Annotated in this window: 39 protein-coding genes; 21 read left to right on the forward strand and 18 right to left on the reverse strand. The window is 62.9% G+C overall.

The window, feature by feature from the left end; genetic code table 11:
• Positions 1–43: 43 nt before the first annotated feature.
• From KCI33_RS16250 to KCI33_RS16335, 18 genes are all read right to left on the reverse strand, one after another.
• On the reverse strand, positions 44–1,093 hold the full coding sequence (locus KCI33_RS16250; RefSeq protein WP_212525859.1) for a minor capsid protein: 1,050 nt from the start codon (positions 1,091–1,093) through the stop codon (positions 44–46).
• Positions 1,080–1,487: a hypothetical protein gene (locus KCI33_RS16255; protein ID WP_212525860.1), complete on the reverse strand. Its 408-nt coding sequence runs from the start codon at positions 1,485–1,487 to the stop codon at positions 1,080–1,082. Before KCI33_RS16255 ends, KCI33_RS16250 begins: the two co-directional genes overlap by 14 nt.
• Positions 1,480–2,892, reverse strand: a complete 1,413-nt coding sequence (locus KCI33_RS18110) for a DUF4055 domain-containing protein (protein ID WP_212525861.1) — start codon at positions 2,890–2,892, stop codon at positions 1,480–1,482. The genes KCI33_RS16255 and KCI33_RS18110 overlap by 8 nt, the downstream gene beginning before the upstream one ends.
• Entirely contained in the window at positions 2,889–4,097 is a 1,209-nt protein-coding gene (locus KCI33_RS16265; RefSeq protein ID WP_349252219.1) for a terminase family protein, read from the reverse strand. Before KCI33_RS16265 ends, KCI33_RS18110 begins: the two co-directional genes overlap by 4 nt.
• Positions 4,098–4,152: 55 nt before the next feature.
• On the reverse strand, positions 4,153–4,512 hold the full coding sequence (locus KCI33_RS16270; RefSeq protein ID WP_212525863.1) for a hypothetical protein: 360 nt from the start codon (positions 4,510–4,512) through the stop codon (positions 4,153–4,155).
• Positions 4,513–4,723: 211 nt separating this feature from the next.
• Complete coding sequence (locus KCI33_RS16275) at positions 4,724–5,317, reverse strand: transcription termination/antitermination NusG family protein (protein WP_212525864.1); 594 nt, start codon at positions 5,315–5,317, stop codon at positions 4,724–4,726.
• Between the two features lie 24 nt (positions 5,318–5,341).
• Entirely contained in the window at positions 5,342–5,530 is a 189-nt protein-coding gene (locus KCI33_RS16280; protein ID WP_212525865.1) for a hypothetical protein, read from the reverse strand.
• A 319-nt stretch (positions 5,531–5,849) separates the two neighbouring features.
• Complete coding sequence (locus tag KCI33_RS16285) at positions 5,850–6,101, reverse strand: hypothetical protein (RefSeq protein ID WP_212525866.1); 252 nt, start codon at positions 6,099–6,101, stop codon at positions 5,850–5,852.
• Positions 6,098–7,012, reverse strand: a complete 915-nt coding sequence (locus tag KCI33_RS16290) for a hypothetical protein (RefSeq protein WP_212525867.1) — start codon at positions 7,010–7,012, stop codon at positions 6,098–6,100. Before KCI33_RS16290 ends, KCI33_RS16285 begins: the two co-directional genes overlap by 4 nt.
• On the reverse strand, positions 7,009–8,565 hold the full coding sequence (locus tag KCI33_RS16295; protein WP_212525868.1) for a DEAD/DEAH box helicase: 1,557 nt from the start codon (positions 8,563–8,565) through the stop codon (positions 7,009–7,011). The genes KCI33_RS16290 and KCI33_RS16295 overlap by 4 nt, the downstream gene beginning before the upstream one ends.
• Complete coding sequence (locus tag KCI33_RS16300; RefSeq protein ID WP_212525869.1) at positions 8,559–8,810, reverse strand: hypothetical protein; 252 nt, start codon at positions 8,808–8,810, stop codon at positions 8,559–8,561. The genes KCI33_RS16295 and KCI33_RS16300 overlap by 7 nt, the downstream gene beginning before the upstream one ends.
• Complete coding sequence (locus tag KCI33_RS16305) at positions 8,807–9,664, reverse strand: hypothetical protein (RefSeq protein WP_212525870.1); 858 nt, start codon at positions 9,662–9,664, stop codon at positions 8,807–8,809. The genes KCI33_RS16300 and KCI33_RS16305 overlap by 4 nt, the downstream gene beginning before the upstream one ends.
• Positions 9,665–9,702: 38 nt before the next feature.
• On the reverse strand, positions 9,703–10,137 hold the full coding sequence (locus KCI33_RS16310) for a hypothetical protein (RefSeq protein ID WP_212525871.1): 435 nt from the start codon (positions 10,135–10,137) through the stop codon (positions 9,703–9,705).
• Positions 10,138–10,320: 183 nt separating this feature from the next.
• The gene (locus tag KCI33_RS16315) at positions 10,321–10,515 is read right to left on the reverse strand and encodes a hypothetical protein (RefSeq protein ID WP_212525872.1); all 195 of its coding nucleotides are present in this window, start codon (positions 10,513–10,515) and stop codon (positions 10,321–10,323) included.
• Entirely contained in the window at positions 10,506–10,751 is a 246-nt protein-coding gene (locus tag KCI33_RS16320) for a hypothetical protein (protein WP_212525873.1), read from the reverse strand. The genes KCI33_RS16315 and KCI33_RS16320 overlap by 10 nt, the downstream gene beginning before the upstream one ends.
• On the reverse strand, positions 10,751–10,951 hold the full coding sequence (locus KCI33_RS16325) for a hypothetical protein (RefSeq protein WP_212525874.1): 201 nt from the start codon (positions 10,949–10,951) through the stop codon (positions 10,751–10,753). The genes KCI33_RS16320 and KCI33_RS16325 overlap by 1 nt, the downstream gene beginning before the upstream one ends.
• Positions 10,948–11,496 carry a hypothetical protein gene (locus KCI33_RS16330; RefSeq protein WP_212525875.1) on the reverse strand — a complete coding sequence of 183 codons (549 nt, stop codon included), beginning with the start codon at positions 11,494–11,496 and terminating at the stop codon, positions 10,948–10,950. The genes KCI33_RS16325 and KCI33_RS16330 overlap by 4 nt, the downstream gene beginning before the upstream one ends.
• 406 nt (positions 11,497–11,902) lie before the next feature.
• Positions 11,903–12,151 (reverse strand): hypothetical protein, encoded by a 249-nt coding sequence (locus KCI33_RS16335; protein ID WP_212525876.1) that lies wholly within the window; start codon positions 12,149–12,151, stop codon positions 11,903–11,905.
• A gap of 21 nt (positions 12,152–12,172) precedes the next feature.
• On the opposite strand from KCI33_RS16335, the gene KCI33_RS16340 reads away from it, so the two are divergent.
• The 21 genes from KCI33_RS16340 to KCI33_RS16440 all read left to right on the forward strand — a co-directional run bounded on the left by KCI33_RS16340 (position 12,173) and on the right by KCI33_RS16440 (position 22,892).
• Positions 12,173–12,532, forward strand: a complete 360-nt coding sequence (locus KCI33_RS16340) for a helix-turn-helix transcriptional regulator (RefSeq protein ID WP_212525877.1) — start codon at positions 12,173–12,175, stop codon at positions 12,530–12,532.
• A gap of 211 nt (positions 12,533–12,743) precedes the next feature.
• Positions 12,744–12,902, forward strand: a complete 159-nt coding sequence (locus tag KCI33_RS16345) for a hypothetical protein (protein WP_212525878.1) — start codon at positions 12,744–12,746, stop codon at positions 12,900–12,902.
• A gap of 11 nt (positions 12,903–12,913) precedes the next feature.
• On the forward strand, positions 12,914–13,069 hold the full coding sequence (locus KCI33_RS16350) for a hypothetical protein (protein WP_212525879.1): 156 nt from the start codon (positions 12,914–12,916) through the stop codon (positions 13,067–13,069).
• 8 nt (positions 13,070–13,077) lie between these two features.
• Complete coding sequence (locus KCI33_RS16355; RefSeq protein ID WP_212525880.1) at positions 13,078–13,317, forward strand: hypothetical protein; 240 nt, start codon at positions 13,078–13,080, stop codon at positions 13,315–13,317.
• Between the two features lie 3 nt (positions 13,318–13,320).
• Complete coding sequence (locus KCI33_RS16360) at positions 13,321–13,506, forward strand: hypothetical protein (protein ID WP_212525881.1); 186 nt, start codon at positions 13,321–13,323, stop codon at positions 13,504–13,506.
• A 174-nt stretch (positions 13,507–13,680) separates the two neighbouring features.
• A complete protein-coding gene (locus KCI33_RS16365) occupies positions 13,681–14,352 on the forward strand; it encodes a phage replication initiation protein, NGO0469 family (protein ID WP_212525882.1) in 672 nt (223 codons plus the stop codon).
• Positions 14,352–15,059: a hypothetical protein gene (locus tag KCI33_RS16370; protein ID WP_212525883.1), complete on the forward strand. Its 708-nt coding sequence runs from the start codon at positions 14,352–14,354 to the stop codon at positions 15,057–15,059. The genes KCI33_RS16365 and KCI33_RS16370 overlap by 1 nt, the downstream gene beginning before the upstream one ends.
• Positions 15,059–15,250 (forward strand): hypothetical protein, encoded by a 192-nt coding sequence (locus KCI33_RS16375; RefSeq protein WP_212525884.1) that lies wholly within the window; start codon positions 15,059–15,061, stop codon positions 15,248–15,250. The genes KCI33_RS16370 and KCI33_RS16375 overlap by 1 nt, the downstream gene beginning before the upstream one ends.
• A complete protein-coding gene (locus tag KCI33_RS16380) occupies positions 15,250–15,702 on the forward strand; it encodes a hypothetical protein (RefSeq protein WP_212525885.1) in 453 nt (150 codons plus the stop codon). The genes KCI33_RS16375 and KCI33_RS16380 overlap by 1 nt, the downstream gene beginning before the upstream one ends.
• Positions 15,699–16,040, forward strand: a complete 342-nt coding sequence (locus KCI33_RS16385; protein WP_212525886.1) for a Ref family recombination enhancement nuclease — start codon at positions 15,699–15,701, stop codon at positions 16,038–16,040. Before KCI33_RS16380 ends, KCI33_RS16385 begins: the two co-directional genes overlap by 4 nt.
• Positions 16,037–16,414 (forward strand): hypothetical protein, encoded by a 378-nt coding sequence (locus KCI33_RS17985; RefSeq protein WP_249139114.1) that lies wholly within the window; start codon positions 16,037–16,039, stop codon positions 16,412–16,414. Before KCI33_RS16385 ends, KCI33_RS17985 begins: the two co-directional genes overlap by 4 nt.
• A complete protein-coding gene (locus KCI33_RS16395; protein WP_212525887.1) occupies positions 16,411–16,614 on the forward strand; it encodes a hypothetical protein in 204 nt (67 codons plus the stop codon). The genes KCI33_RS17985 and KCI33_RS16395 overlap by 4 nt, the downstream gene beginning before the upstream one ends.
• A 5-nt stretch (positions 16,615–16,619) precedes the next feature.
• A complete protein-coding gene (gene dcm / locus KCI33_RS16400; protein ID WP_249139118.1) occupies positions 16,620–18,434 on the forward strand; it encodes a DNA (cytosine-5-)-methyltransferase in 1,815 nt (604 codons plus the stop codon).
• Between the two features lie 133 nt (positions 18,435–18,567).
• Positions 18,568–19,197, forward strand: coding sequence for a hypothetical protein (locus tag KCI33_RS16405; RefSeq protein ID WP_212525889.1), 630 nt, complete (start codon positions 18,568–18,570; stop codon positions 19,195–19,197).
• 128 nt (positions 19,198–19,325) lie between these two features.
• Positions 19,326–20,084 (forward strand): phosphoadenosine phosphosulfate reductase family protein, encoded by a 759-nt coding sequence (locus KCI33_RS16410; protein ID WP_212525890.1) that lies wholly within the window; start codon positions 19,326–19,328, stop codon positions 20,082–20,084.
• A gap of 20 nt (positions 20,085–20,104) precedes the next feature.
• A complete protein-coding gene (locus tag KCI33_RS16415; RefSeq protein WP_212525891.1) occupies positions 20,105–20,404 on the forward strand; it encodes a DUF4326 domain-containing protein in 300 nt (99 codons plus the stop codon).
• Positions 20,401–20,958 (forward strand): hypothetical protein, encoded by a 558-nt coding sequence (locus tag KCI33_RS16420; protein ID WP_212525892.1) that lies wholly within the window; start codon positions 20,401–20,403, stop codon positions 20,956–20,958. The genes KCI33_RS16415 and KCI33_RS16420 overlap by 4 nt, the downstream gene beginning before the upstream one ends.
• Positions 20,955–21,140, forward strand: a complete 186-nt coding sequence (locus tag KCI33_RS16425) for a hypothetical protein (RefSeq protein WP_212525893.1) — start codon at positions 20,955–20,957, stop codon at positions 21,138–21,140. The genes KCI33_RS16420 and KCI33_RS16425 overlap by 4 nt, the downstream gene beginning before the upstream one ends.
• Complete coding sequence (locus tag KCI33_RS16430; protein WP_212525894.1) at positions 21,140–21,661, forward strand: MmcB family DNA repair protein; 522 nt, start codon at positions 21,140–21,142, stop codon at positions 21,659–21,661. The genes KCI33_RS16425 and KCI33_RS16430 overlap by 1 nt, the downstream gene beginning before the upstream one ends.
• Positions 21,661–21,831, forward strand: coding sequence for a hypothetical protein (locus tag KCI33_RS16435; RefSeq protein ID WP_212525895.1), 171 nt, complete (start codon positions 21,661–21,663; stop codon positions 21,829–21,831). The genes KCI33_RS16430 and KCI33_RS16435 overlap by 1 nt, the downstream gene beginning before the upstream one ends.
• Positions 21,832–21,836: 5 nt before the next feature.
• Complete coding sequence (locus tag KCI33_RS16440) at positions 21,837–22,892, forward strand: tyrosine-type recombinase/integrase (protein ID WP_212525896.1); 1,056 nt, start codon at positions 21,837–21,839, stop codon at positions 22,890–22,892.
• Positions 22,893–23,005 lie beyond the last annotated feature (113 nt).

Here is a 23,005-nt window from a genome sequence, read left to right on the forward strand (position 1 = left end):
GCGTATGTGCGTCGAGGCTTGGCCGCCTTGCTATCGACCAACGTCAGCCGAGGCCCGCTTTTTCCCAATATTCGCCCTCTTGGCGCTTGAGGTCGTCCAGCGTGAGTTCGTCGCCGGCCCTGTTGACGAAGCGATCCATCTTCAAGCCAGCGCGGAACAGACGGCCCTTTTTAACGCCAAGAATGTCATCCTGCAACGCGACCGGCTGTTTCCGCAGCCAGGCGTCGTAATCCATATCCTCCGGCACCGCGCCATTCATGCTGGCCCGCTTGCCCGCCGGCAGATCCTTGAGACCCAGCGACCGCCAGCTTTTCAGGACAGGGGTCGTGCTCGACCGGCAATTCGGATGCGCAGGCGGCCGAGGCCCCTTGTCCACCGGGTAGACCTGACCGTCACGCGCCCGGCAAACCGCGCTGGTGCGACTGTCCAGCGTGGAGACCCACTTGACGCCCTTGATCAGGTCGTCGTTGGCCTCGTAGAGCTTTGCCCGGGCCGCGTTGGCGGTGTGGTTTATCGCCGTCCTGACTGTCGCCTCTGCCGCGCGGCGATTGACTTGCAGGATACCGTCCTTGTAGCCCTGCGCCGCTGTTCCGCGAACCTCGCGGATGATCTGGTCCGTTGTGCGACCCTCCACGAACCCGGCCCGGATCGTGTCGCGCAAGCGCCGGAACGCGCCGGCCGAAAGCTCAGAATACCACTCCCGCAGCAGCTTGCCCTGAAATGGCCGAGCGTTGACGGCCGCGATGATCTGGTCTGGCGCTGGCCTGGTGAATTCCAGCGGCACCGGAACCGCTCTCCTGAACAGGTCGAGCTGGTAATCCGTCTCGTATTCGGCCAGCCCCTCAAGCTCAACATGCAGCGCGCCGGTGGCGTCCTCGTAGACGCTCTCCACAACGCGCCGGATCTCGCGCAGCAACGCCTCCTGACGGGCCCGCGACAACTCGCTCACGTCTGCACTGAGCAGGCGCTCCACGATCCGCGCATCAGAGCGGTTCAGCAGCGCCACGACCTTTCGAACGGTGTTATTGCTCAGTCGCTGCAACCCGATCTGGTGGCGAACCAGAGCGTCTGCGATGTCGTCATTGACCGGCATCGCGGAACCTCAATAGACCCTTCGCCTCATCGAGACGCCCTACGGTCCACTGCACCTGATCTTCGCTTGACGCCTCATACCAAGCATGAAGACGCCCATCGTCCTTTACAACCACAATCGCCACAGCGTCGCAATCAGCCGCTAGGCGCGCGATCCGCGCGCGAGCAAATTCAACCGAGCCGTTGCCTTGGATGTCCTTGAAAGGCTCGTCGGCTGATTCATCGCGCGCCTGTCCGCCTTTGATCCTGTCATACCAGTTGCCGTCATCCGCGCTTGCGAACGCCCCGCAATTGGCGCATTCCGCCTCGCCATCGCCACGAAGCTCGAACGTGGAGCAACCGCAACAACAAACCCACACGACTTTTGGGGGGACGAAGTTAACGACCTCAGACATTCTGGTCGTCCTCAGCCGACCCGCCCATCAGGTCGCCGCCCTCGTCCTCGATGCGCTGCAGCTCGTCTTCCACGTCGATGTCGGGCCGGATCATGCCGCGGCGGGCCATTTCCCGCAGGAAGGTCTCGCGCGACAGGTTGCCGGTGTTCACGGCCGACAGCATCGCTGACAGTTCCTGCGCGCCCATCATGCTGACACCGAAGTCCTTGTTGACCGTGACCGCGACCTCGCCGGTGATCCCGCCATAGGCCAGCGCCCAGACGAACGCCTGCTCAAGCGCATCCTGCAAGCTGTCCGCCGTCATGGCTAGCTGGCTGGTCTCTTTCGCCGCGTCCAGTGCCTCACCTGTCGCAGATTGCGCCCCCTGTCGCGCCACCAGCAGTTGAAGGCCATGCGTTTCCATCTGGAATTCGAGGTCTTTGAGGTCTTGTCGCCCTGCACTGATTGCCTGCCCGCTGTGTTCCACCCACTCAAGCTTCGCGTTCGGGTTTCGCGAGGCAACCGCCACATTGGCGCCAATCACGATCTTCGCTTCGTCGTCATCGCGGCCAGCCGAGTGCAGGATCGGCACCCGTGCCGCCCGCAGAATGTTGCGCTGGTCCGACTGGCTCTGCCAATGGGCCACGTTCACGTCGGCCAGATCGTCGAGCAGCGGGGCTCCTGTGAAGAAGCCATTGCGGTTGGCATAGAATGGGACCACCGTGATTTCTGGCATATCCACGAAATACGGCTCGTCGTAGAGCACCCATTCCTGATCGCCGTTCTTCCGATACAAGCGGACCTGGACACGGCCATTGATCAGATCAAGAACGCGGACCTGATCAACCTCGATCTCGTTGAACTCATCCTCTGGGTCGATCTCCCTGACGGTCTCCGCGATCCGCAGCTGCGACAGCCGCGTCACGTTGTCCGACGTCTCCGTGCGCCAACCAAGGATATCCTCGGCGCTGAGGTGCACAAAGTATGGCCTCATGTTCGCGGCCATCGCCTGCGCCCGCGTCACCTGGCCCCGTCGAGGCGGTGCGTCCACCATGATATAGCTGATGCCCGGGCCAGACAGCCCGTCCTCGAACACATCCCTGGCGAACGTCGAGAGATCGCGACCGGCCATGTCTATGTTCTTGGCCCACTCCTCAACCTGATCCGGGGCGCCCTCGGCGATCTCGGCCGACTTGTCGAACACCCGCCCCGACATGTCGCGAACCGTCTTGCGATAGCCGTTGAACAGCCAGGACGAGTGGAGCCTTGCCTTGTAGGCTGTGGCGCTCTCGGCCTCGAACTTGGGCAGGTAGGTCTCGCCGGCCGCGCGCATCGCAGCCGTGCCGCCCATCAGGGCCCGGCCCTTTGCCGACGCGTCCACCATTGCCTTAGACGCGGCGGATCGCTTTGCTACGGTGTCGCTCACAGGATCAGTTCCTTTGTTCCGTGGCTCGGCTTGCGAACCGGCATCGTCCAGTGGACGAAATAGCCCTCGGCGTCGTTCGGGTGGTCATGGCCGGTGGTCTTGTCCGGCTCTCCGTTCTTGTCGTAGGCCTGCTGCTCCTGCGCCTCAGCGAACCGTGGCGCGGCCTTGTCGTTCACCCACAGCCGGCCCTTGGAATAGGCCGTGTTCATCGCCAGGATGCGATCCTTCACGGGCGGGTTGCTGTCCTTGGCCCTGACCTTGAGGCCGGCGCGCCGCAGGAGCGCGATGTCGCTCTCACTCGCGTTGATCGTCTTGCGCGAACCGCCCGAGGCGTCCGGGTAGATGTAGATCACCCGGCCCGGAAAGCGGTTTCGCAGCGCCTCGATGAGCGACGGCGTATCCAGAATTCCCGCCAGCTCCCCGACGACGTGCCAGCCCGGCTTGTCGTTCAACGTCCCGTCGTCGTTCCGCTCCGGCCGCTCCACGTTGATCACGCTGGCCATTGCGCCGACGTTGAAGTCCTGCCCGATGTGCAGCGGCTCCTTGTCGCGGATCGTCTCCGTTGATCGGCAGCGCTCGCGGTCATAGTTGCGGTAGACCGTCCCGCTTGTGAGGTTGACGAAGCGCCCCTCGATGTAGGCCTCGATCAGCTCAGCTGGATAAGTAGCGCGCAGGTTGTCGATGTAGTCGTGCGGGAGCGTTGGATTGCTGTAGGTAGGCGCCTGGATAATCTCATACCCAGCCACCTTGTTGCGCACCCACCTGTCATAGACGAAGCGAAAACCCTCTGGCGTAGTGTAGGCTGAGACCCGGTTGAATGGCCTTGCGATTCCCTGCGGACGTTGCCTGTTGCGCGCAACGATCTGGTTCCAGGCGCGCCCCGCCGGCTCTGGCTTCAACGTATCCAGTTCATCAACGTGAGCGCGGTATGTCTCGTATCCTACGATCCGTTCCGGGTTGTCCATTGTGCGGATCACAAAATCACCGAACCTCGGATACGAGGTGTATATGATGTTCTCTTGCTTGTTCCATTTGTGCGGAACGCCGATTTTAGAAAGTCGTGCAGACAGTCTCGGCGCCGTGATCAGTCGCGTCAGGTCATAGGTTGGCGCGTAGAGGCCGATAAGCGCATCCGAAGAATGCGCCGCGTCTCCGATTGCAGACCACGCCATTACCTCGGACTTTCCCGCTCCGAAGCCGGCCACAAAGAGCGGATGTTTTGCCTCACATCTGAGAAACCGCTCTTGTGGCTCCGTAAGCTCAATCTGTATCGGGTTGGAGGCGCCCAATGGACCATCCGTCGAATGCTTCCGGCGCCTGCTCCACAGTTGCCGTGACAGTTGCCTGAAACGGCCTGCCGTAGGCCCTATCAAGAATCGCGTTTGCGGCACTTACACGCGCCGCTTCGCTATCGCCTTTCTCTGCGATCTGAACCAGAGTCTTCAGGGCCGTTTCAGCATGGCCCTTTGCCATATCAGCCAGGTCTTTCTTCGCCTTGCTGACACTTCCAGGCTTTCGACCTGCGCCAGCTCGCTTCCCGCCATGCTGCGCCATCTTGATTACCTTGATTGTTTTTTCAGTGCTTCGGGCCTGAGTGCTTGGCCATGTGGCACGGCCCAAGCCTCTGCGGTCCTTGGCGCTTGCGCCATCGTTCGACTTCCAGTCTTTGATGATGTGAATGGGCTTCCCGCCCGTGTTTCGGCACAGCTTCGCCGTAGCGCACGCCGGGCACCTATTGGCAAGCGGCGTGGCATCTCCTAGGCTTTCTGTCCCGCGCGGCGCGGAATTACTCACCGGATTGCAGGAAAGGTGCCATGAAACGCGCGCATTTTCAACATCCGATCTTTCGCAGCTTGCTGGCCTCGACCGCCACCTCGCGTTCACCGAGCAGCGGAGCCACGAAATAGGCAATCCCAGCGTGGATGCGGCTGACCTCGACGGACCAGCCTTCCAGCGGTCCGTCCACGATGTCCGCTCGATCACCTGGCCTGATGCGCCGGCGTTCCTGCTCTCGCTTCTTGAGCGCCGCGATGCGGGCCGGGACGTGCTTCATCTGCGAGATCGCGTCCTCGGAGATTTCCATAGGCATGCCGTCGCGCGACACGACTCCGGTAATCTTGCCCTTGGACCGCTCGCGCAGGATGTGCCAAACAGGGATGCGATCGAAACGCACGAACAAATAGCCAGGCGCGATCGGGGCCTCGTATGGAACCTTCTTGCGCCTGCCACGCGGAACCTTGCGAAACCTCGTCTCTGTCGGGCACCATGCGTCCTCGACGCCGTTACGCGCCAGCCAGGCGATGGACGGCAGCTCCATCTGGGGCGCAGTGGTGAAGATATACCACTCCGGCCGATCGAGCGGCTGCCCTATGATCTTTCCGTGGCCATCGAGTGGGATTGTCTGACCGATCCTGTAGTGCATCATGCTCTGCCCCTCTTTTTGTCGTTATCACTCAGTCGGATTGTATTCGGATGGATCGACGCGACGAACATCGCTCGCCGCGCCAAACGTGCCGAGCTTTCGGCTCTTGTGCTTTCGATCAGCCCTTCCGGTCCGTTTCGAAAACGCGATGTTCTGCATGTAAACCGGCAGATTCCGAGCCGATTTTTTCGCTTTCGCCTTTCGTCTCTTGCTCATCTCTCTGTTCCTACAGTTGCTTTATCGTCTCTTGCTCATTGGTGAGGGCTTGAGCAGAAGGCATAGGACGACAGCCCCGGCGGAATGCCAGGGCTGTCCCATGCCTCCGCGATCTTGTCCTGCTCATCGGAGCCGGGCCGTCGCATTGGCCCTGCCGTGGCTGCACCGCCCGGACAGGTTGGCCGCTATTTTCGGAACTGGTGCGCTCCGGGGATCGCGCTTCGGCCTTTCGGACTACGCTTTGCCTATGATCCCGCCCCATGGTGGGCTACCTGCCTCGCCGCCACCGTCATTCAAACCGACCGGCAAGGCTCCCGCGTCAGCGGGCCGCGTTCCCTCCCCCTGTGCGAAGCGCCGGATCGCGCTTCTCTGGAAAATCTACCGAGTGAACGCACCCGCGCTTGCGGATATTGCGCAACTCATCGTCACTCACATATCTGCGGATGATCGGCTCGATCTGGTCTACACGACGATCAAGACGGGCGCTCTTGATCGCATGATAGTCAGCGCCGGAAGCCCGCCATTGTGCGACCTTCGCTGCGCCGATCAATGTCTTGAGCGAAACCCTCACGCCATCACCTCTCGCAGATGCAGCGCCACGGCGCGCAGACCGTCCCGCTGGTGCCAATCGTTGAAATCGCCAAGCTCGATGGGCTGCGTCCATGTGCAGCCGCTCTGGCGGGCGTAGAACTCGCCGGTGCCATGCCCGTGCAGCTGTTCCAGCGGCTGGTCGTGATCGGCCGCGATGATCGCTCCTGAGAGGCGCTTGGCCACCGTTGCCACGTTCGCTGCCGAGAAGGCGCTGTAGACCGCCGCCGAGCGCCCCAGCAGACGCATGGCAGCCCTGACACTCAGCGCAGTGGCAATGCCCTCACAGACCCACGTCTCGCGCCCTGTGGCGATCCTGTGGGCCGCTCCCTTCATCTGACCGCGGTAGATGTTCTTCTTGGCTCCGTCAGGCCCGATGATCTGAACCGTGGTGATCTGCTGGCCAACACGGCCGGGAACGATCAGCCAGGGGCCGTCACCGGCCGGCAGCCGGAAGGCGATGTCGCGCCCGAGCTGGTGATCGGGGATCAGCGGCCGCAAGTCGTCCAGCACAAGCCCCAGCTCGTCCGGGAACCCCTTGGCCACCAGATACGGGTGCTGCGATGGCGTGGCTGCCCGGACGATACCGGCGCAGATGCGCGCGGCCTCTGCCTGTTCCTGCGCGGCGCGCCGTTCTTCCTCTGGATCACGCCGAGGTGCCCTGACCTCGTTTTCGCCAGCCAGCCCATCGACGGTGAACCGCTGCTGCTGCCCTGAAATCCAGTTGTGGCAGATCCCGCCCTTGCCATCATCGAACACCAGCACGGCGCCGCTGCGGTTGCTGGCGGCCTTGCCAACAACAGGGCACCTGACCCACTCTCCAGGCTTGGTAAAGCGCGGAGCCTTGATCTGGACCGCATCGCAGGCGGCGTGCATGGCGTCGTTGAGGCTCACGCCGCCCTCCTGCTCTTGCGAAATCGTCTCACCTCGCGCTCAACAAGCGAATAGGCAGCCGGATCAGCGATGTGCGGTGGCTCCATGCCATACCAGCCGAATGGCAGCTTGTTGTTCGGATACACCCCGCGCCAGATCCCATAGGCCCATTTTCTGGCTGCATCTTCGCCGCGGCTGGCACGTTCAAACGTGTATGAAAGGCAGGCCTCCCAGACCTTGCGCGGGTCTTTCAGGCACTCGGCGCGCAGCCCGGGCCTTGCCTCCATCGCTTGCGGATTAAACTCGTGCATCTCGCCATCGACGTTCACGATGCCGGAGCGGGCCGGTTTCTCCCAACCGCAGGCCATGCAGGTATTCCCGCGCAGCGCGCCGGAGCACTCCGGGCATACCACCCTCTCGCGCACCTGCTCGTTGCGTTCGCGCGGCTTGCTGTCGCGCTTGGTCGAGTGATCCAGATCGCCGACGCCATTCTCCCACACGTCGAACATGTCGAGCCCGAACCGCTCGATGTTGCCGGAGTGGTCGAGCCACAGCGCCATGTCCTTGGTCTGGTGCGTCCGCATGACGCGGCCGATCTCCTGCATGTGGCTCGACAGGCTCTTGCGATATGGCCGACAGGAAATCCCGCATTTCACGTCGGGAACATCGAACCCCTTGGTCAGCACCCCGCAGGAGACCAGACCGTCAATGATGCTGTCCGGGCGCCGAAATTCCGCTATCTTCTCGGCCCGCTCTTCGTCGCTGCGGTCCATGTAACTGATCTGCTGAAAATTGAACCCGGCCGCCGAGAAAGCTGCACACAGCTCGCGCCCGTGCTCCACAGTGGGCGAAAACACGATTGTCTTGACCGGCCCGCCGAAATGCTCGGCCGTCTTGGCGATCCATTCCTGCACCACGTCGCCGACGATCTGGATGCCAGCCGTCGAAGCGCTGCTGTCGGAGAACTCGCCGTAGCTGTTCAGCCCGAGCTCTGAATCCTCCGGGCTCTTGGCAATGTAGATTTTCGGCTCAATCAGAAATCCGTCATCAATCAGGCGCCGCGTCGGGATGACGTTCACCACATCGTCCCAGTGCTCGCCCATGCCCTTCGTAAACGGTGTCGCGGTCAAGCCGATCTTCACCGCGTCCGGGTGGCGGTCCATGTAATCGAGCGTGGCCTTGTATTGGCAATGGGCCTCATCCACGACGATCAGCGACGGATCTCGCGGCAGGCTGCGCCTGGCAAGCGTCTGCGCCGAGCACACCTGCACATTCTCGCTCGGCATCCAGCGGTCATTGATGCCCTGCACGATGCCGTGGCTGATCCCGTATTCATCAAAAACCGCGCTCGTCTGGTCAACCAGCGCCACCCGGTCAACGATAAACAAGGCATAGCTGCCCTTGCGATCCGCTTCTTTCAGCAGGTGGGCGGCCGTAAGGGTTTTCCCAGCGCCCGTGCCGGCGCACAGCAACAGCCGCCTTTTCCCGGCCCGGATGCCGTCGCGCAGATTCTCGATCGCGTCGGCCTGATACGGTCTGAGGTTGATCTCCTTCGGATCGGCGAAGTTCAGCATGCCATCACCTCCTCGTAAGCGTCTCTTTCCGCGTCCTCGCGGCTCTGGCCGCCGTCGAACTGGCGTATTGCCGCGCGCTCCTCGAAATCGTCATAGGCGGGCCAGACCTCGCGCATCAGGTCGGCACGGTGCTCCTTGACCCATGCCAGGGCCGCATCCGACAGCCGCCCGCGGCGCAGCGTGATCCGCCATTCATTGCGGATGACCTCGCCGCCATTGGCCCGGACGCGGTCCAAGATGCTCACAGCGCGATCTCCTGATCCTCGAGCTGCTGGCGCAGTTTCTTGATTTCAGCCTGCTGGGCATTCACCTGGCGCTGCAGCTTTGCCCTCTCTCTCTGATGTTCCTTCGACCGTCCCTCGGACTGATCCAACCGGCGCTGCAGGTTTCCGATCTTGCGCCCGGCATCGTCGTCCGATGTCAGTTCCTTGATCCTGGATTTCAGGTCCGCGATTTCTCCGCGCTGCTTGGACACGCGCTTGCGCAAGTCGGAGACTTCACCGCGCAGGCCGATCCAGTCTTCCTCCTGTCCCTCCGGCGTCATGCTGCGGAATTCGGTGCGCAGCTTGGCGTGCGGATCAGGGTCAGCAGGTTTGGGTTGACGATCCGGCATTTCCGGTTGACAGGATGCGGACTCCGACTGCTCATCCGCGTGATCGGGTTGACAATCCGGCCCATCGACGGGCGCGGCAGATTCATCCTGCCCTTGCGCCGCCGGATGCTCGACTGGCTTAGCCTTGCCGATGTTCTGGTCGGCCTCTGTGGCCATGCGTGCCGCCTCCTTCCGTTCGGCCTCGGCGCGCTCAGCCTCGATCTCCTTCCACTTGGCGTGAATGCCGCGGATGGTGCGGGGATTACCGCGCTGGCGGGCTTCTTCGAACTGGTCGGCATTGGCGGCGGCCCACATGGAGGCGGCGCGGTCGTGCCGATCCGCTGTGTCAAGTTGGCACAGCGCAACCCACTCACCGAACTCTCTGTCCCCCGGAAACAGCGCCCGCCCCTCGTTCAGAGCATGGCCGTATGCCAGCCATCCACCAATGGTGTTTTCTTCACCTTCCTCGACGCGCTTCAAGCCCTGTCGGGCTTCATCAGCCAGCATGTCAAGGCGCATGGCGCGTTCGTTATGACCGCGAGTGTTCATTCGATTTGCCCTTTAATCATGTTGCTGGCGATCTGCCAGATCTGCCTCCATGCGTCTGGCTCTGGGCATTCTGGGGTGACGTTGACCACCAGAGCGCCGCCCTTAACCTTCTCGCCGCGCACCAGGCGCATCTCGGTCCAATCTGCATCGTCCACGCCAATGGCCTCAGCGACTGCATCCAGGCCGCGCTTCGCCTTCGCCAATGCGTTGTCGAGGTCATAAGCGCGCGCAGTCGGAGGGTGGAAAACGATCTCGACCCTCACGCCAAGCGCGCGGATACGGCGCACTTTTTGCGCCCAGCACTCCTTGATGCATTCGGCCTTGTAGCTTTTCCCAGCCGCCGCTTTGCCGCGGAAGTCGCCTTGCGACCCGTTTGGGCTGGCTTTTGACGGCGGCCAAGGCAGGCGAATGGAGTAGACGCAATCAGCCACGGCCCACCCCCTTCGCTTCAAGACGCGCCAGGCCAATATCCAGTCTCTCTCGGATGGTCTTCGTGGCGTTGGACTTCGCGGCCCTGCACGAGCACGGAGTGAGCGCCACGCGCAGGCCGTGCACCTCGCGCATCGGCACGCGGATCACGGCGTAATCGCCTTCTCTCGTGATTGATCCGCCGCTCATGACTGCGCCTCAAGCACGTCGAGCCAGCCGTCCCGCTGCGTCCAGACGCGCAGGCGCTTGAGCTCGCGGGCCAGCTCGTCGGCGTTTTCTGGCAGGCCGCTACGGCGCATCAGCGCGCAGGCGGTCTGCAACTTTTCCTCCGCCTGGCCGATCTGGGCGCGGATCGCGGCGTAGGGCACGGTCACAGCCACGGCTCCCTCGGCAATGACACCCTCGCGATGCCGCCCACGCCCGAGTTTCCCGTCGGATAGGCGACCTCGACGATGCGCTTCGCGCTGGTGCCGGCCAAACCGCTCTCGCGGCGCTGGCGGCATGCGGGGCAGCCACAGACATCGCAGTGATTGTGCAGGCGGCAGACGCCCGAGGTGTTCGTCGGGCCGAGGATGTTCGGGCACCCATCAACCGCGCATTTGTTCATGAAGGACATCACCAATACCCCGCCCTGACGGCGCCCGCGGGCTTGCCGCTTTCGGCCAGATCGGCGTCGCGCACCTGGTCTGTCGCGCGCCCGACGGCGCCGGGCGAGACGCCCCAGGAACGGGCAATATCGACCAGCCGCCCGCCGGCACGCCGCGCGGCCAGCCAGGCGAGGATGCGATCGTCGGAATCGCGCGACAGACGCTTCATGCCACGGCCCTCCTGATCTCGTGCCACAGGCTCAGCGCGCGGCGCTCCGTCAGGCGGTGGCGCGCGGCCAGCGCGCGCAGGTCGGCGTATCCACCGGCCCGCGCCAGGTCGAGGATCAGCGCCGCGCCAAGGCCGCGCGCCTCCATCCGCGCCACCAGGTCGGCGGGCAGGGCCTGCTCCGAGGCCTCATCCTTCACGGGGGCCTCATCCTCCACGACGGTCAGCTTGACCTTGCGCGGCCCGCGCGACCTGCGCGGCGGCAGGCCGTATCGGCGCGCGGCCTGTGTGACGCTCTTGGTCGAGGCGTCGAAATGCTCGGCGATCGCGGCCACGGGCAGGCCCGCGTGCCACATCCGGCGGAACGCCGCCTCATCCGTGATCTTCCACGCGCGGCCGCCGCTGCGCATGGCCAGGCCGAACCGTCTGGCCGCCTGTGAAATGCAGGCATCGGACACGCCGTAAGCCATGGCCATCTCGGCGATGGGCATATCGTCGGCCCACATGCGGCGGAATTCCGCGCTGTCCTGGATGACGCGACGGCTCATCCTTGCGCCCCGTGACAAAAGGCCCCCGGCACGTCAGCGCCGGGGGCAGTCCAACAGGGAGGTGGCGGGCATTCGCGGCCGACGCCGCCCGCCGGGACGCTCCGCGGGTCGAGGACCGACCCCGGCCGCGAAACAGGGGCCCCGGCAGGCAGGGAGGAGGACGCCCGCCGGGGGTAGACCGCGCGAGGGAAAGGTGCGCGCGGATGCGAAGAAAGGCGGGCGCGCGGATGGACACGCGCGCCCAGGTGCACCGCCGCTGAGGCTGGCCGAGGCAACGGCCGATGGGCGGCGGTGGGGAAACGGACGGGGGACTTTCGCGCGACCAGCTCCCCCAGACTGGCAAGCGGACCCCTTGCAAAGGGCTCGCGCTGTTCGTGAGTGGTGGTCATTGCGGCGATGATGCAGGTCATTGCGCGGCCCTCTTGAACTCTTCGTGATCGCTGCCAATATTTTTGTCTATTGGCTTGAACGAGAACGACGACAGGGGGCACTCAATGCCTTGTTCATCGCAGAGAAATTTGATCCGCTCATACCATTGCGCGGCAAACTGGCCAGATGATTTGGCATGGCGGATGTTCCGCTCTGAAAGACCGATCTCGGTCAGGGCATCCACCCCGATGGCGTCGATGATCTGATGGGTGTCGGATTTGCTCATACGCGGACAATGCCAAAGAACTTGGCACAGGTCAAGCCAAACGAAAGTGGATTGTGTCAAAAACGCTGGCGCGTCAGTGTGCGCGCCATGGCAGACCTAGAGAACAAACCATACGCGGACATCGCAGAAAGACTGGTCTGGCACCGAAAATTGCTCGGACTAGACCAGTCGGAATTTGTTGAGCCGCTTCACGGAATAAAGAGGTCTGCTTACTCGAACTGGGAAGCAGGCACGTCGCGCCTGTCGCTCAACGGCGCTTTGGAAATCCGGCGCGTGTATGGGTTGTCGCTGGACTTCATGTATGAAGGCATCGCCGATGCGTTGCCGATGACCCTGCGACAGGCCTGGATTGAAAGGCCCGAGGTCAAAGCCTCCAAATAGTCGATAGTGAAGCCGCTTTCATTGGCGCCTTCGATCAGCAAGTCTAATCGCTCCATTTCAATGTTCCCTGTTTGTGCACCCCGACGCAGGGTATTCATTAGCTGTTAATGAAACAAGGCCAAGGGGCCGGTCCAAATTTTTTGGCGCAGCCTGATTGACGCGCCAACTTTTTTGGCATACTCTCCCTCCATACCCACTGAGGGAGACCACAATGACCCGCTTTCCGCAGATCAAGTCCCAAGAGGCCATCGAGCGCGAGTTGCGTCGCGAGCGCGTTCTTCGGTTTGCCGAGGATGCAATCGGCGCGCTGGCAGTCTTCGTCACCGTGTTCGTGATGCTGTGGATCGGCCACGGCATTGGCCTGAACTGAGGGAGATCACCATGAAACCCAGCGCCTACATCAGCCCCGACGGAACGCTGACGACAGACCGCAAGCGCGTGTCCCGGATCGTCATGATGGCCTCGTTTGAGGACTGCCGCTTTCGCGCCCCGCAGCAGGTCACGCTGCCTGGCATGAACGAAACCAGAGCACAGTGAGGTCCGCCATGTCCTTCGTTGTAGACACCGTTGGAAAAATCACCCTGCCGGATGGCGATGAAGTCCAAGGCGTGATCCTTGTTGGAAGCGCGGACGATGTGCGCGAGGCCGCGAAGTTCTGGGCCGGGCGCGTCAAGCTCGTTTCCGCAGAAGAACCGACCAAGCCTCGGCCTGTTCACATGCCGCGCGATTTCTCCGCAGAGAAGGCCATCCGCGAAGCCGGGCGCGGCCACCTTCTGGGGGACTGATCCATGGAGCGCTACACCCGCCAGGAATGCATCGACATTGCCGCCGGATACCAGCGCGATATCGACCGCCTGATCGAGCAATACGGTCGCGGCTGCCGTCCTGGCTGGGTCAGCACAGACATCGCGTTGGCAGATGCGCAAATCAGCTATTGGAAGCGTCAGGCTGATCTTGCGGAGGACGCGGCATGAGCCTCGGCCCATTCCCCAACACCCAGTTCCCCAAGCGCCGGAAGAGTGACGGGGATGCTCCTGAAAGGGAGCGCGAGGCGGCGGACTGCTGCCAATGGACCGGCTCGATGCGCCGCCGCCTCGCACACAGTTTCTGACTACCCAATACCGACTACCATATCAAGGAGTTCAGCAATGGTTGGCTATATCGACAAGGACACCGGGGGGAATTTCACGCCAACGCCGGCTGGTCAGCATATCATGGTGTGCAGCCGCATTGTGGACCTCGGCACTCAGCCGGGCTCGCAGATGTTCCCCGCACCGAAGCACAAGCTCCGCATCTTCTGGGAGCTGCCCGAGGAACGCATCAGGATCGCCGACGAGAACGGCGGCGAGCGGGACATGCCCGTGCTCCACAGCGAGCAATACACGGTCTCGTTCCACGAGAAGGCGAACCTGCGCAAGATGCTGGAAAGCTGGCGCGGCGCCGCGTTCACGGATCGTGATTTCAGCGGCCCGCCGGATGGTTTCCACCTGTCCAAGCTGCTCGGCATCCCGGCCTTCGGTCAGATCGTCCACGAGCACAAGGACGGCAAAACCTATGCCAACCTGAACTCGATCATGAAGCCCCCGAAGGCGCAGTTCGATCAGTGGAAAGGCAAGATCGAGGGTGAGCGCATTTTCTTCGACCTGGACGACTTCGACCAGGCCGAATTCGACAAACTGTCCGAGCGCCTGCAGGAGACCATCAAGAACTCCCCGGAATACCAGGCGATCATGGCACAGCAGAACGCGTCGGCAGACAGCACGCCGCCGCCGCAGGGCAATGGCTACGATCCCGATCTCAGGGATGAAATCCCGTTTTGATGGAGGCCGACATGAAAGACGCAGCAATTGCCACCACCGGCCACAACATGCCGCCAGATCCCATCGACACGGCCCTTGAGCCGTTCGGCGACACGATCAGCGAGGCCGAAAACTGGCTGGATGGAGAGCCTGTCAGCAACGACGACCAGATGAAGGCCGTGGACACGCTGACGCGCTCGATCAAGGAGGCCATCAAGGCGGCGAAGGCCGGAGAGGAATCCGAAGCCAAGCCGGTCTATGACCAGTGGAAGTCCATCAAGGCGCGCTGGAAGCCGACCATCGACGATCTTGATCGGATCAAGAATGGCCTCGTTTCCATCGTCAGCGATTACAAGCGCCAGAAGGCAGTCGAGCAGGCCGAGGCAGAGCGCAAGGCGCGCGAGGAAGCGGAGCGCAAGCGCCGCGAGGCCGAAGAAGCCGCCCGCGCCGCCAATGCCGGTGATATCGAGGCGCAGCGCGCCGCTGCCGAAGCCCAGGAAGAGGCCGAGATTGCGCAGGCCCGCGCCGCGGCCGCCAGCAAGGGCAAGGTGAAGGGCATGCGCACGGTGACGCGCTACGAGATCACCGATTACAAGGCCATGCTTCACTGGATCGCTCGCAACCGCAAGGACGACATGACCGCCTTTCTCGATGAATGGGCGCGCCTGAACCATCGCGACGTGAGCGCCGATGGCCTTCTGGTCTGGCAGGAAAAAGAGGCGTTCTGATGCGCAGCGACGTAATCGACATAGAGGTGCACCTGCACCACGAAACCGCCAAGGCCATTCTGGTGAGCGACTCCGGCGACAAGGACAGCGCGGTATGGCTTCCCCTGTCTCAGATCGAGATCGAGCCCGAAAACGGCTTCATCGTGGTGACGATGCCGGAATGGCTGGCTGAGGAAAAGGGGCTGATCTGATGCCCACCAAGGTTCTGCGCGATCCAGGACACGTTGATGCCCTCGCCGTGCTGCTGCGCGGACGCAAGATGCCGCTCACCGTCTCTTGGGTTCAAGGCGCGTCTCGATCCAGCGCGCAGAACCGTCTGGCGCAGCGCTGGTTCACCGATATCGCCACGCAGCTCGGCGACCAGACCCATGAAGACGTGCGCGCCGAGTGCAAGCTGACAATCGGTGTGCCCATTCTGCGGACCGAGAACGAAGCGTTCCGCGTGTCCTACGACAGGACCATGAAGGGACTGCCGTATGAGGAAAAGCTCGAAGCGATCAAGGCGTTCGACCTGCCGGTGACACGGCTGATGACCGTCAAGCAGATGACCGCCTTCATGGATGAAATGCAGCGCAAGTGGACCAGGCAAGGAATCCGCCTGACTGATCCAGAAGCACTGAAATATGAGCAGGAGTTCCTATGAGCAATCTCGCACACAAACCCCCGCTCGGCCTTAAGACGAGCCGGGCGGGAGACCGTGATAAGGCGCGCCTCTCCGCGGTCGCCAAGCTGCCTTGCGTGATCTGCCACGAATACAACTACCAGCAGGTCACGCCGACGCAGGTGCATCACTGCATCATGGGTCGGTTCTCCACGCGCCGCGCGCCCGACAGCATGACCATCCCGCTCTGCGATGGTCATCACCTCGGGATGTTCGACACCACGAAGGTTGCCCTGCACCGCAGCCCGCAGGCGTGGCGCGCGGCATACGGGCCAGACACCGATTGGCTGAGCTGGGTAGAGGAAAGGATTTCGCAATGACCAACAACCTGTCCGACCTGAACAAACACCTGTTCGACCAGCTCGACCGGCTGGCAGGCGGCGACCTGACGCCCGACCAGCAGGCCGGGATGCTGTGCAACGACCAGCAGTTCCAGGCCTTCGCCGCCGAACGCCGCGGGTTTTCCGGCGGGCGGTTTGCCGCCTCGGCGGCGGCCGAGTTCCTGCGCCACGAATGCGGCGTGACCAGCCGCCGCCACCTGAACACCGACCGCGCCGCCGCCCGCGTGTTCAGCCTGCGCTCGCGCGGGGACGGCGGGCAGGACGTGTCTGAGATCGCCGCCAGCTACGGCGGCGGCGGGCATCGCAACGCGGCTGGCTTTCAGATGCCGATCGGATGGGAGGGCGATCAATGACCATTGTCACCTGCCAATGGCAGGCCGAACAGCGCGCCGCTCAGGAAGGCCGCCGAGCGCACATTGCCAAGGCCGCGATCATCGCGATCTGCGCGGGCCTTATCGTCTGGCTGACCGCGCCCGCGGAGCCCGAGGAATTACCGCAAGCGGCTTCCGACGTGTCGCACCACGAATGCCAAGTTGGCTGGAGGTGCGCGTGATCGGCATGACAGTATGCTCCGGCATCGGCGCGCCGGAAGTCGCCGCGCCTTGGATCGACTGGAAATACCAGTCCGAGATCGAGCCGTTCCCCTGCGCCGTTCTGGCCGAACGGTTCCCTGACGCCGTGAACCTCGGGGACATGACGAAATTTGAGGAGTGGCCTGATGCAACTGTCGATGTTCTCTGCGGAGGAACCCCCTGCCAATCATTCAGCGTGGCCGGACTTCGCAAGGGCCTTGATGACCCGCGCGGAAACCTCATGCTCACATATCTTGCCATCGCTCGACGCTATCGCCCCCGCTGGCTGGTTTGGGAGAACGTGCCCGGCGTCCTGTCCAGCAACGGAGGACGGGATTTTGGAACCTTCCTCGGGGCGCTGGGGGAACTCGGGTATGGGTTCGCCTACAGAGTGCTTGACGCTCAGCATTGCCGAACACGCAGCTTTCCACAAGCCGTCCCGCAGCGCCGCCGCCGTGTGTTCGTTGTCGGATATCTTGGAGACTGGCGACGTGCCGCAGCGGTATTATTTGACGCCGAAAGCATGCGCGGGGATACTGCGCCGCGCCGAGAAGCGGGGAAAAGAACTCCTGCCGCAGCTGAAGATGGCGCTGGAAAGCGTTGCTCGGTTGATGGATGTGACAGAGACGCCAGAAAGCGAGGATGGTGCAACGCTCACTATCAGCACTGGCGCAAACACGGAGAGCCAGGAAGCGGGCCGGTAAACGCTCCAGGCGAGACCGACCACGAGCGGTTCTGGTCGAAGGTCGAGAAGACGGAATCCTGCTGGGATTGGACTGCCGCCTTAAACGAGAAGGGCTACGGCATATTCTGGAGCAACGACCAGGATCGGTCTGTCCGGGCGCACCGCTTTGCCTATGAGCAGATTGATGGCGAGATACCAGATGGGCTTGAACTTGATCACCTCTGCCGGAATCGCAAGTGTGTTAATCCCGCGCACCTTGAGCCTGTAACCGGGAAGGAAAACACACGTCGCGGCAATGCTGGAAAGCACTGGGCAGTAAAGCGCGGTGAAACGGTTGCTGAAACTGCCCCCACAATTAGCGCGCGCCCTACAGGCGGTGGCGGGCTCGGAACAGATTTCGATTGCGACGGAGGGCTGATCACCAGCCACGACCCGACATGCACACTCACCGCCCGAGAGCGAAAGGGAGCTTTGCCGGAGGCAGACCTTTCCACAATTGTCGCACATTCCCTGCGCGGCGAAGGCTTTGACGCCAGCGAGGATGGGACAGGGCGCGGAACGCCGCTTGTTCCGGTGCATAGCCGAACGCCAGATATCAAATGCGGGAACTGCGGAGAGGTGTTCGTTGACGAATATGGGGATGGAATTGGTGGATTATCTCCTTTTGAGTGCCCCATGTGCGGCGAAGAAAATGACCTATATGTGGTTCCCTTGGCGTTCGGGGCGCAGAATAGCGCCGCTCAGGGAGATCAGATATCTGTAAACTACTCTCCACCGATAACGACGACGAAGACACCTGCCGTCGCCTTCGACACGACGCAAATCACCAGCCCAGGAAACTACAGCAACCCTCGGCCTGGCGACTCCTGTCACCCCCTCGCGGCCAGTGCAGATGCTCCGGCGATCGCCACGCCTTGGGACGTTCGCCGTCTGACGCCGACCGAGTGCGAGAGGCTTCAAGGCTTCCCAGATGGGTGGACGCGCATAGCATGGCGCGGGAAGCCGCCAGAAAAATGCCCTGACGGCCCGCGCTACAAGGCACTCGGCAACAGCTGGGCCGTGAACTGCGGAGAGTTCGTTTTCGACCGCATCAGAGCAGTCGAGGAAATGACATGACTTACCTCGCCCGTCACATCAACGCCCCGCTGTCCAGCGCCTGGGCGAGCGCGCACCCAGCGTTACAGATCGAGTGTCTTGAGGGGCTGCGTCGCCTTGGGCAAGTGGCGCAGATTTATCAGGAGGTGGGAGTGTGACCGACAAACCGATACTGTTCAGCGGGCCGATGATCAGAGCGATCCTTGATGGCCGGAAAACGCAGACGCGGAGGGTGCTGAAACCACTGACGCCCGTCCAGTACGAACGCGGTATCACTGCCTGTGAAACTCCAGATGGTGCACGCTGGCGGCTACTTTATGCCATTGGCGATCGGCTCTGGGTGCGGGAGAAGTTCGCCGTAAGTGGCATTGGCTGGGGTAAGAAACCGATCGATGCAATCGGCGGGAAGGTCCACTATACCGCTGATCCTGATCACGGCTGGCACGACTATTGGGGGAACTGGCACCCATCCATCCACATGCCCCGCTGGGCCTCGCGCCTGACGCTGGTGGTGACGGACGTGCGCGTGCAGCGTTTGCAGGAGATCAGCGAGGCTGATGCGCGGGCCGAGGGCGCGCGTTTTGCGATGGAGCCGACGCGAAAGCTGCAAGGGTGGACATTTGACGAAGTTTATAGTCGCGCGATGGCCCGCGATGCCTTTGCGCACCTATGGGACGGCCTCAACGCCAAGCGTGGATTCGGCTGGGCCGCGAACCCGTGGGTGGTAGCCCTGACCTTCACCGTCCACCGCTGCAACATCGACCAGATGGCGACCGCATCATGATCGCCACGGTCCATATCGGCGGCCCGAACGGCCCACTGGGGCAGGGTGAGGTGGCGCAGATTTATCAGGAGGCAGAAGTATGACCAAGATTGAATGGAATGAGGTGCCATATGCCTAGGCAGTCAGGGGTGCAGCACGTTGTGGCGCTCTCAGGCGGCAAGGACAGCACGGCACTTGCGCTGTGGCTGGCAGAGAATGAGCCCCGTGATTACCAGTTCGTCTGCACGCCGACCGGCGACGAGTTACCAGAGATGATCGAGCACTGGATCAAGCTCGGTAAGATGCTCGGGAGCCGCATCCTGCCGGTGACCGCTGGAAAGGGACTTTCGGCGCTTATCGAGCAGCACACCATGCTGCCGAACCACAGGGCGCGGTGGTGCACCAGGCAGCTGAAGCTTGAGCCCTACTATCGGTGGTTGGCGCAACAGGCTCCGGCCGTCTCATACGTCGGCCTGCGTGCGGATGAAAGCGAGCGGCAGGGCATGGTGTTCCCAGAGACCGACGGCATCACCATGCGGTTCCCGCTCCGCGAGCAGGGCTTCACCGAGGCAGACGTCTGGGCCTTCCTGGACGAGCGCGGCGTGGAGATCCCGGCGCGGACGGACTGCGCCAGGTGCTACCACCAGACGCTCGGCGAGTGGTGGCGGCTCTGGAAGATGCATCCGGATCTGTTTGAGGCGGCGATGCTCGAGGAGGAATGGGTGTCGGAGCAGCGTGGCGAGACCTACACGTTTCGCAACCCGAGCCGCGACAGCTGGCCGGCTGGACTGCGCGATCTCCGCGCCGAGTTCGAAAAGGGGCGCGTGCCGCCCCGCACGGTTCAACAGATCGACATGTTCAGGGGCGAGCGCCGCATGACTGGAGCGTGCCGTGTCTGTTCACTGTGATCCCGAAAATGAGCGCAATCATGCCTAAGCGCATCCAGCTCTCGCGCCGCCGCGGCTGGCGCAAGCCCGAAGGCGCAGTCGTTGTGGCCCGCCCGTCCCGCTGGGGCAACCCATACCAGGCTGGCAAGGATGGCGACGGCGACCGCGCCCCCCTGGTGCGGCTATATCGCGACTACCTTGCCCGGCCGGGGCAGGCCGATCTGGTCGCCGCGATCAAGGCCGAGCTACGCGGCAAGGATCTGGCCTGCTGGTGCCCGCTGGACGCGCCCTGCCACGCGGACGTGCTGCTCGAGATAGCAAACGAGGAGGTGCCGGGATGACTTTCGATCTGACCCACAACGGATCACCAGTGCCCTGGACGACGCCATGGACGGGAGAGGAGACCGGCTATTCGGTTGTGCGATCCAAGATCGCCGGCGGTCATTTCGTGCTCAGCCAGAAGAGTGCCATGGGCGAAGGCCGCCCGATCTTCGGTGGCGCACACATGGACCGGCAACGGCAGGCCGTCATTCAGGGGCGCTGCGATGTGTGTGGCGGGATGATCCGCCAGCACCAGGCCCGCGTCCTGCTGCATCCCGGCAACCGGCTGACGGGCACCGACGACACCGGCCATGTGATGGCCCCATGTCATCGCGCCTGCGCGCGGCAGTCGGCGCAGGTCTGCCCGTGGCTGATCAGGCAGATCGAGGCAGGGGAATTGGTCGTGACCGTGGTGAAAAAAGCGGACGTCGCGCTGGCTCAGCTGGATCCCGAGATCGTCGAAAGCGAAACCGGCCAATGGTTCGATTTTCCGGTTTTCGGCCACGCAAAACTGATCGTCCGCGCAGGCATGACCCGAGATGCGGAATGGTTGATGAGGGAGGCCACATCATGATCGCCACGATCCAGATCGGCGGGCCGAACGGGCCACTGGTGCAGGGGGATATGGATCTTCCGTCCTGCGACGAATGCCCCGGATGGGATGTCCATCATTGCGACTGCCGCAACTATGCCGCCGTCCGCGACGGAGAGCGCGTCCATACCGGGCGGCTGGTGGAAAGCTACAGGAGGACGTGATGACGGATGCAGAAACAAGTGAGGCTATTCTCGAAGCCCTGAAAGCAAAGCACATCCATGAAATCTGGGCTACCGAGCTGGCTCTAAGCAGCGGCGCGAGGCGTTGCGATTTCTGGTCGCTGCATCCTCATGCATCAAAGGGCTATCTGGCACGCGCCTACGAGATCAAGGTAAGCCGCGCGGATTTCCGCCGTGATAGCGCGATCAAACAGCGACAAGCGCGCCTTTTCTCGGATGAATTCTATTATGTGACACCGCCGGGACTGATCGAGAAAGACGAAGTGCCGGATTGGGCTGGCCTTTGGACGTGGTGCCCTGATGGTGGTTGGAAGTGCCCCTTATCAGCACCTCGCCGCGACAAGGATGCGCCGTCCTGGGAGCTGGTTGTGTCGATAATGCGCAACAGCGGCGACATCCGACGCGATACCGATGTGATGAAGTCTCAGATCGCGATGCTGCGGAAAGAGAATGATCGGCTGCTTCGCAAGCTCACCGGCAGAAGCAAATCCGGGAGACCGTGATGGCCGCCGCGACCTTCACCGAGGCCCAGGTCAGGAGGGCCGTCAAGGGCGCCCTCGCCGCCGGATTGCCGATCGGTGAGGTCAAGATCGACCCGGACGGCACGATCCGAATCTTGCCAGCCGCGGAGGAAAAGGCGCAGTCTGACCAAAGGGAGCCCGAATCGTGGTGAGTGAAATGCGCGTCAACCTGCCCGGCCTGATGAAGGAAAAGCAGCGCTCCGGCAGATACGCCTACAGGGTCCGCGTCAAGGGCGACAAGACGCGCAAGATCGCGCTCGGCGTCGATCCCGACCACCCGGAATTCATGGCGCGCTACCAGGCCGCGCGCCGCGGCGAGAAATACCAGGCGCCGGACCAGCTCGGGCCGATCCCCAAAAGTGTATCGTGGCTGTCCCTCGCCTTCGAGAAGGCCATGCAGGAAAAGGTAGCGGCAGGCCTGCTGCACCCTGGCACGCTCAAGCAGCGCAGGGCGTTCTACGACCGCCTGCGCGCCGAATATGGTGACAAGCACATGGCGATGCCGCGCCAGAAGGTGATCGAGTTTCGCGACAAGATGATCGCAACGCCAGGCGCGGCCGACAACATGGTGAAGGCCGTCCGCGCCATGTATGCCTGGGCGGTGGAACGCGGGCACGTCACCGACAACCCGGCGCTCGGGATCGGGACGATCAACAAGGGAAAAGGGGCGGTGCCGTGGTCGGTCGACGATCTCGAGGCGTTCCGCGAACGGCACCCGAAGGGGACGATGGCGCACCTGGCGCTGACCCTGTTCATGTTCACAGCCTGCCGGATCGGGGATGCCTACCGCCTAGGCCGCGCGCACGAGATCAGGCGCGGCGGCATCACCTATCTGGACTGGCAACCGGCCAAGACGGGATCGGCGCGCGTCACCGTTCCGATCATGCCGCCGCTGGCCGACGCGATCTCGGCGCAGACCGTCGTCGGCAAGACCTACCTGCTGAACGCCTGGGGCAAGCCGTTCGCCTCCAGCGCCGCCTTCGGGAACTGGTTCCGCGATAGGGTCGCCGAGGCCGGGCTGACGAACCGCAGCCCGCACGGTATCAGGAAGGCCGCCGGCGAACTGATGGCACTGGAGGGCGCGACCCAATACCACATCATGGCCGTTCACGGTCACACCCAGGCCAAGACGAGCGAGCACTACACCCGCGACGTGAACCGCCAGCGCCTGGCCCATGAGGCCATGCAGAAAATGAGCGGCATGGACTGGTGATGTGCAGGGCACCCGGATCGTAAGCCATTGATATATAATGGGCAGAATGTGCCCAGCACTTCGCCTAAGCTATTGCTTTTAAACGATTGCGGCAGGCCTGCCGGGCCTACCAC

The organism is Actibacterium sp. MT2.3-13A, assembly GCF_018139985.1.
In the GTDB taxonomy this organism is placed as follows: Bacteria; Pseudomonadota; Alphaproteobacteria; order Rhodobacterales; family Rhodobacteraceae; genus JAGSOU01.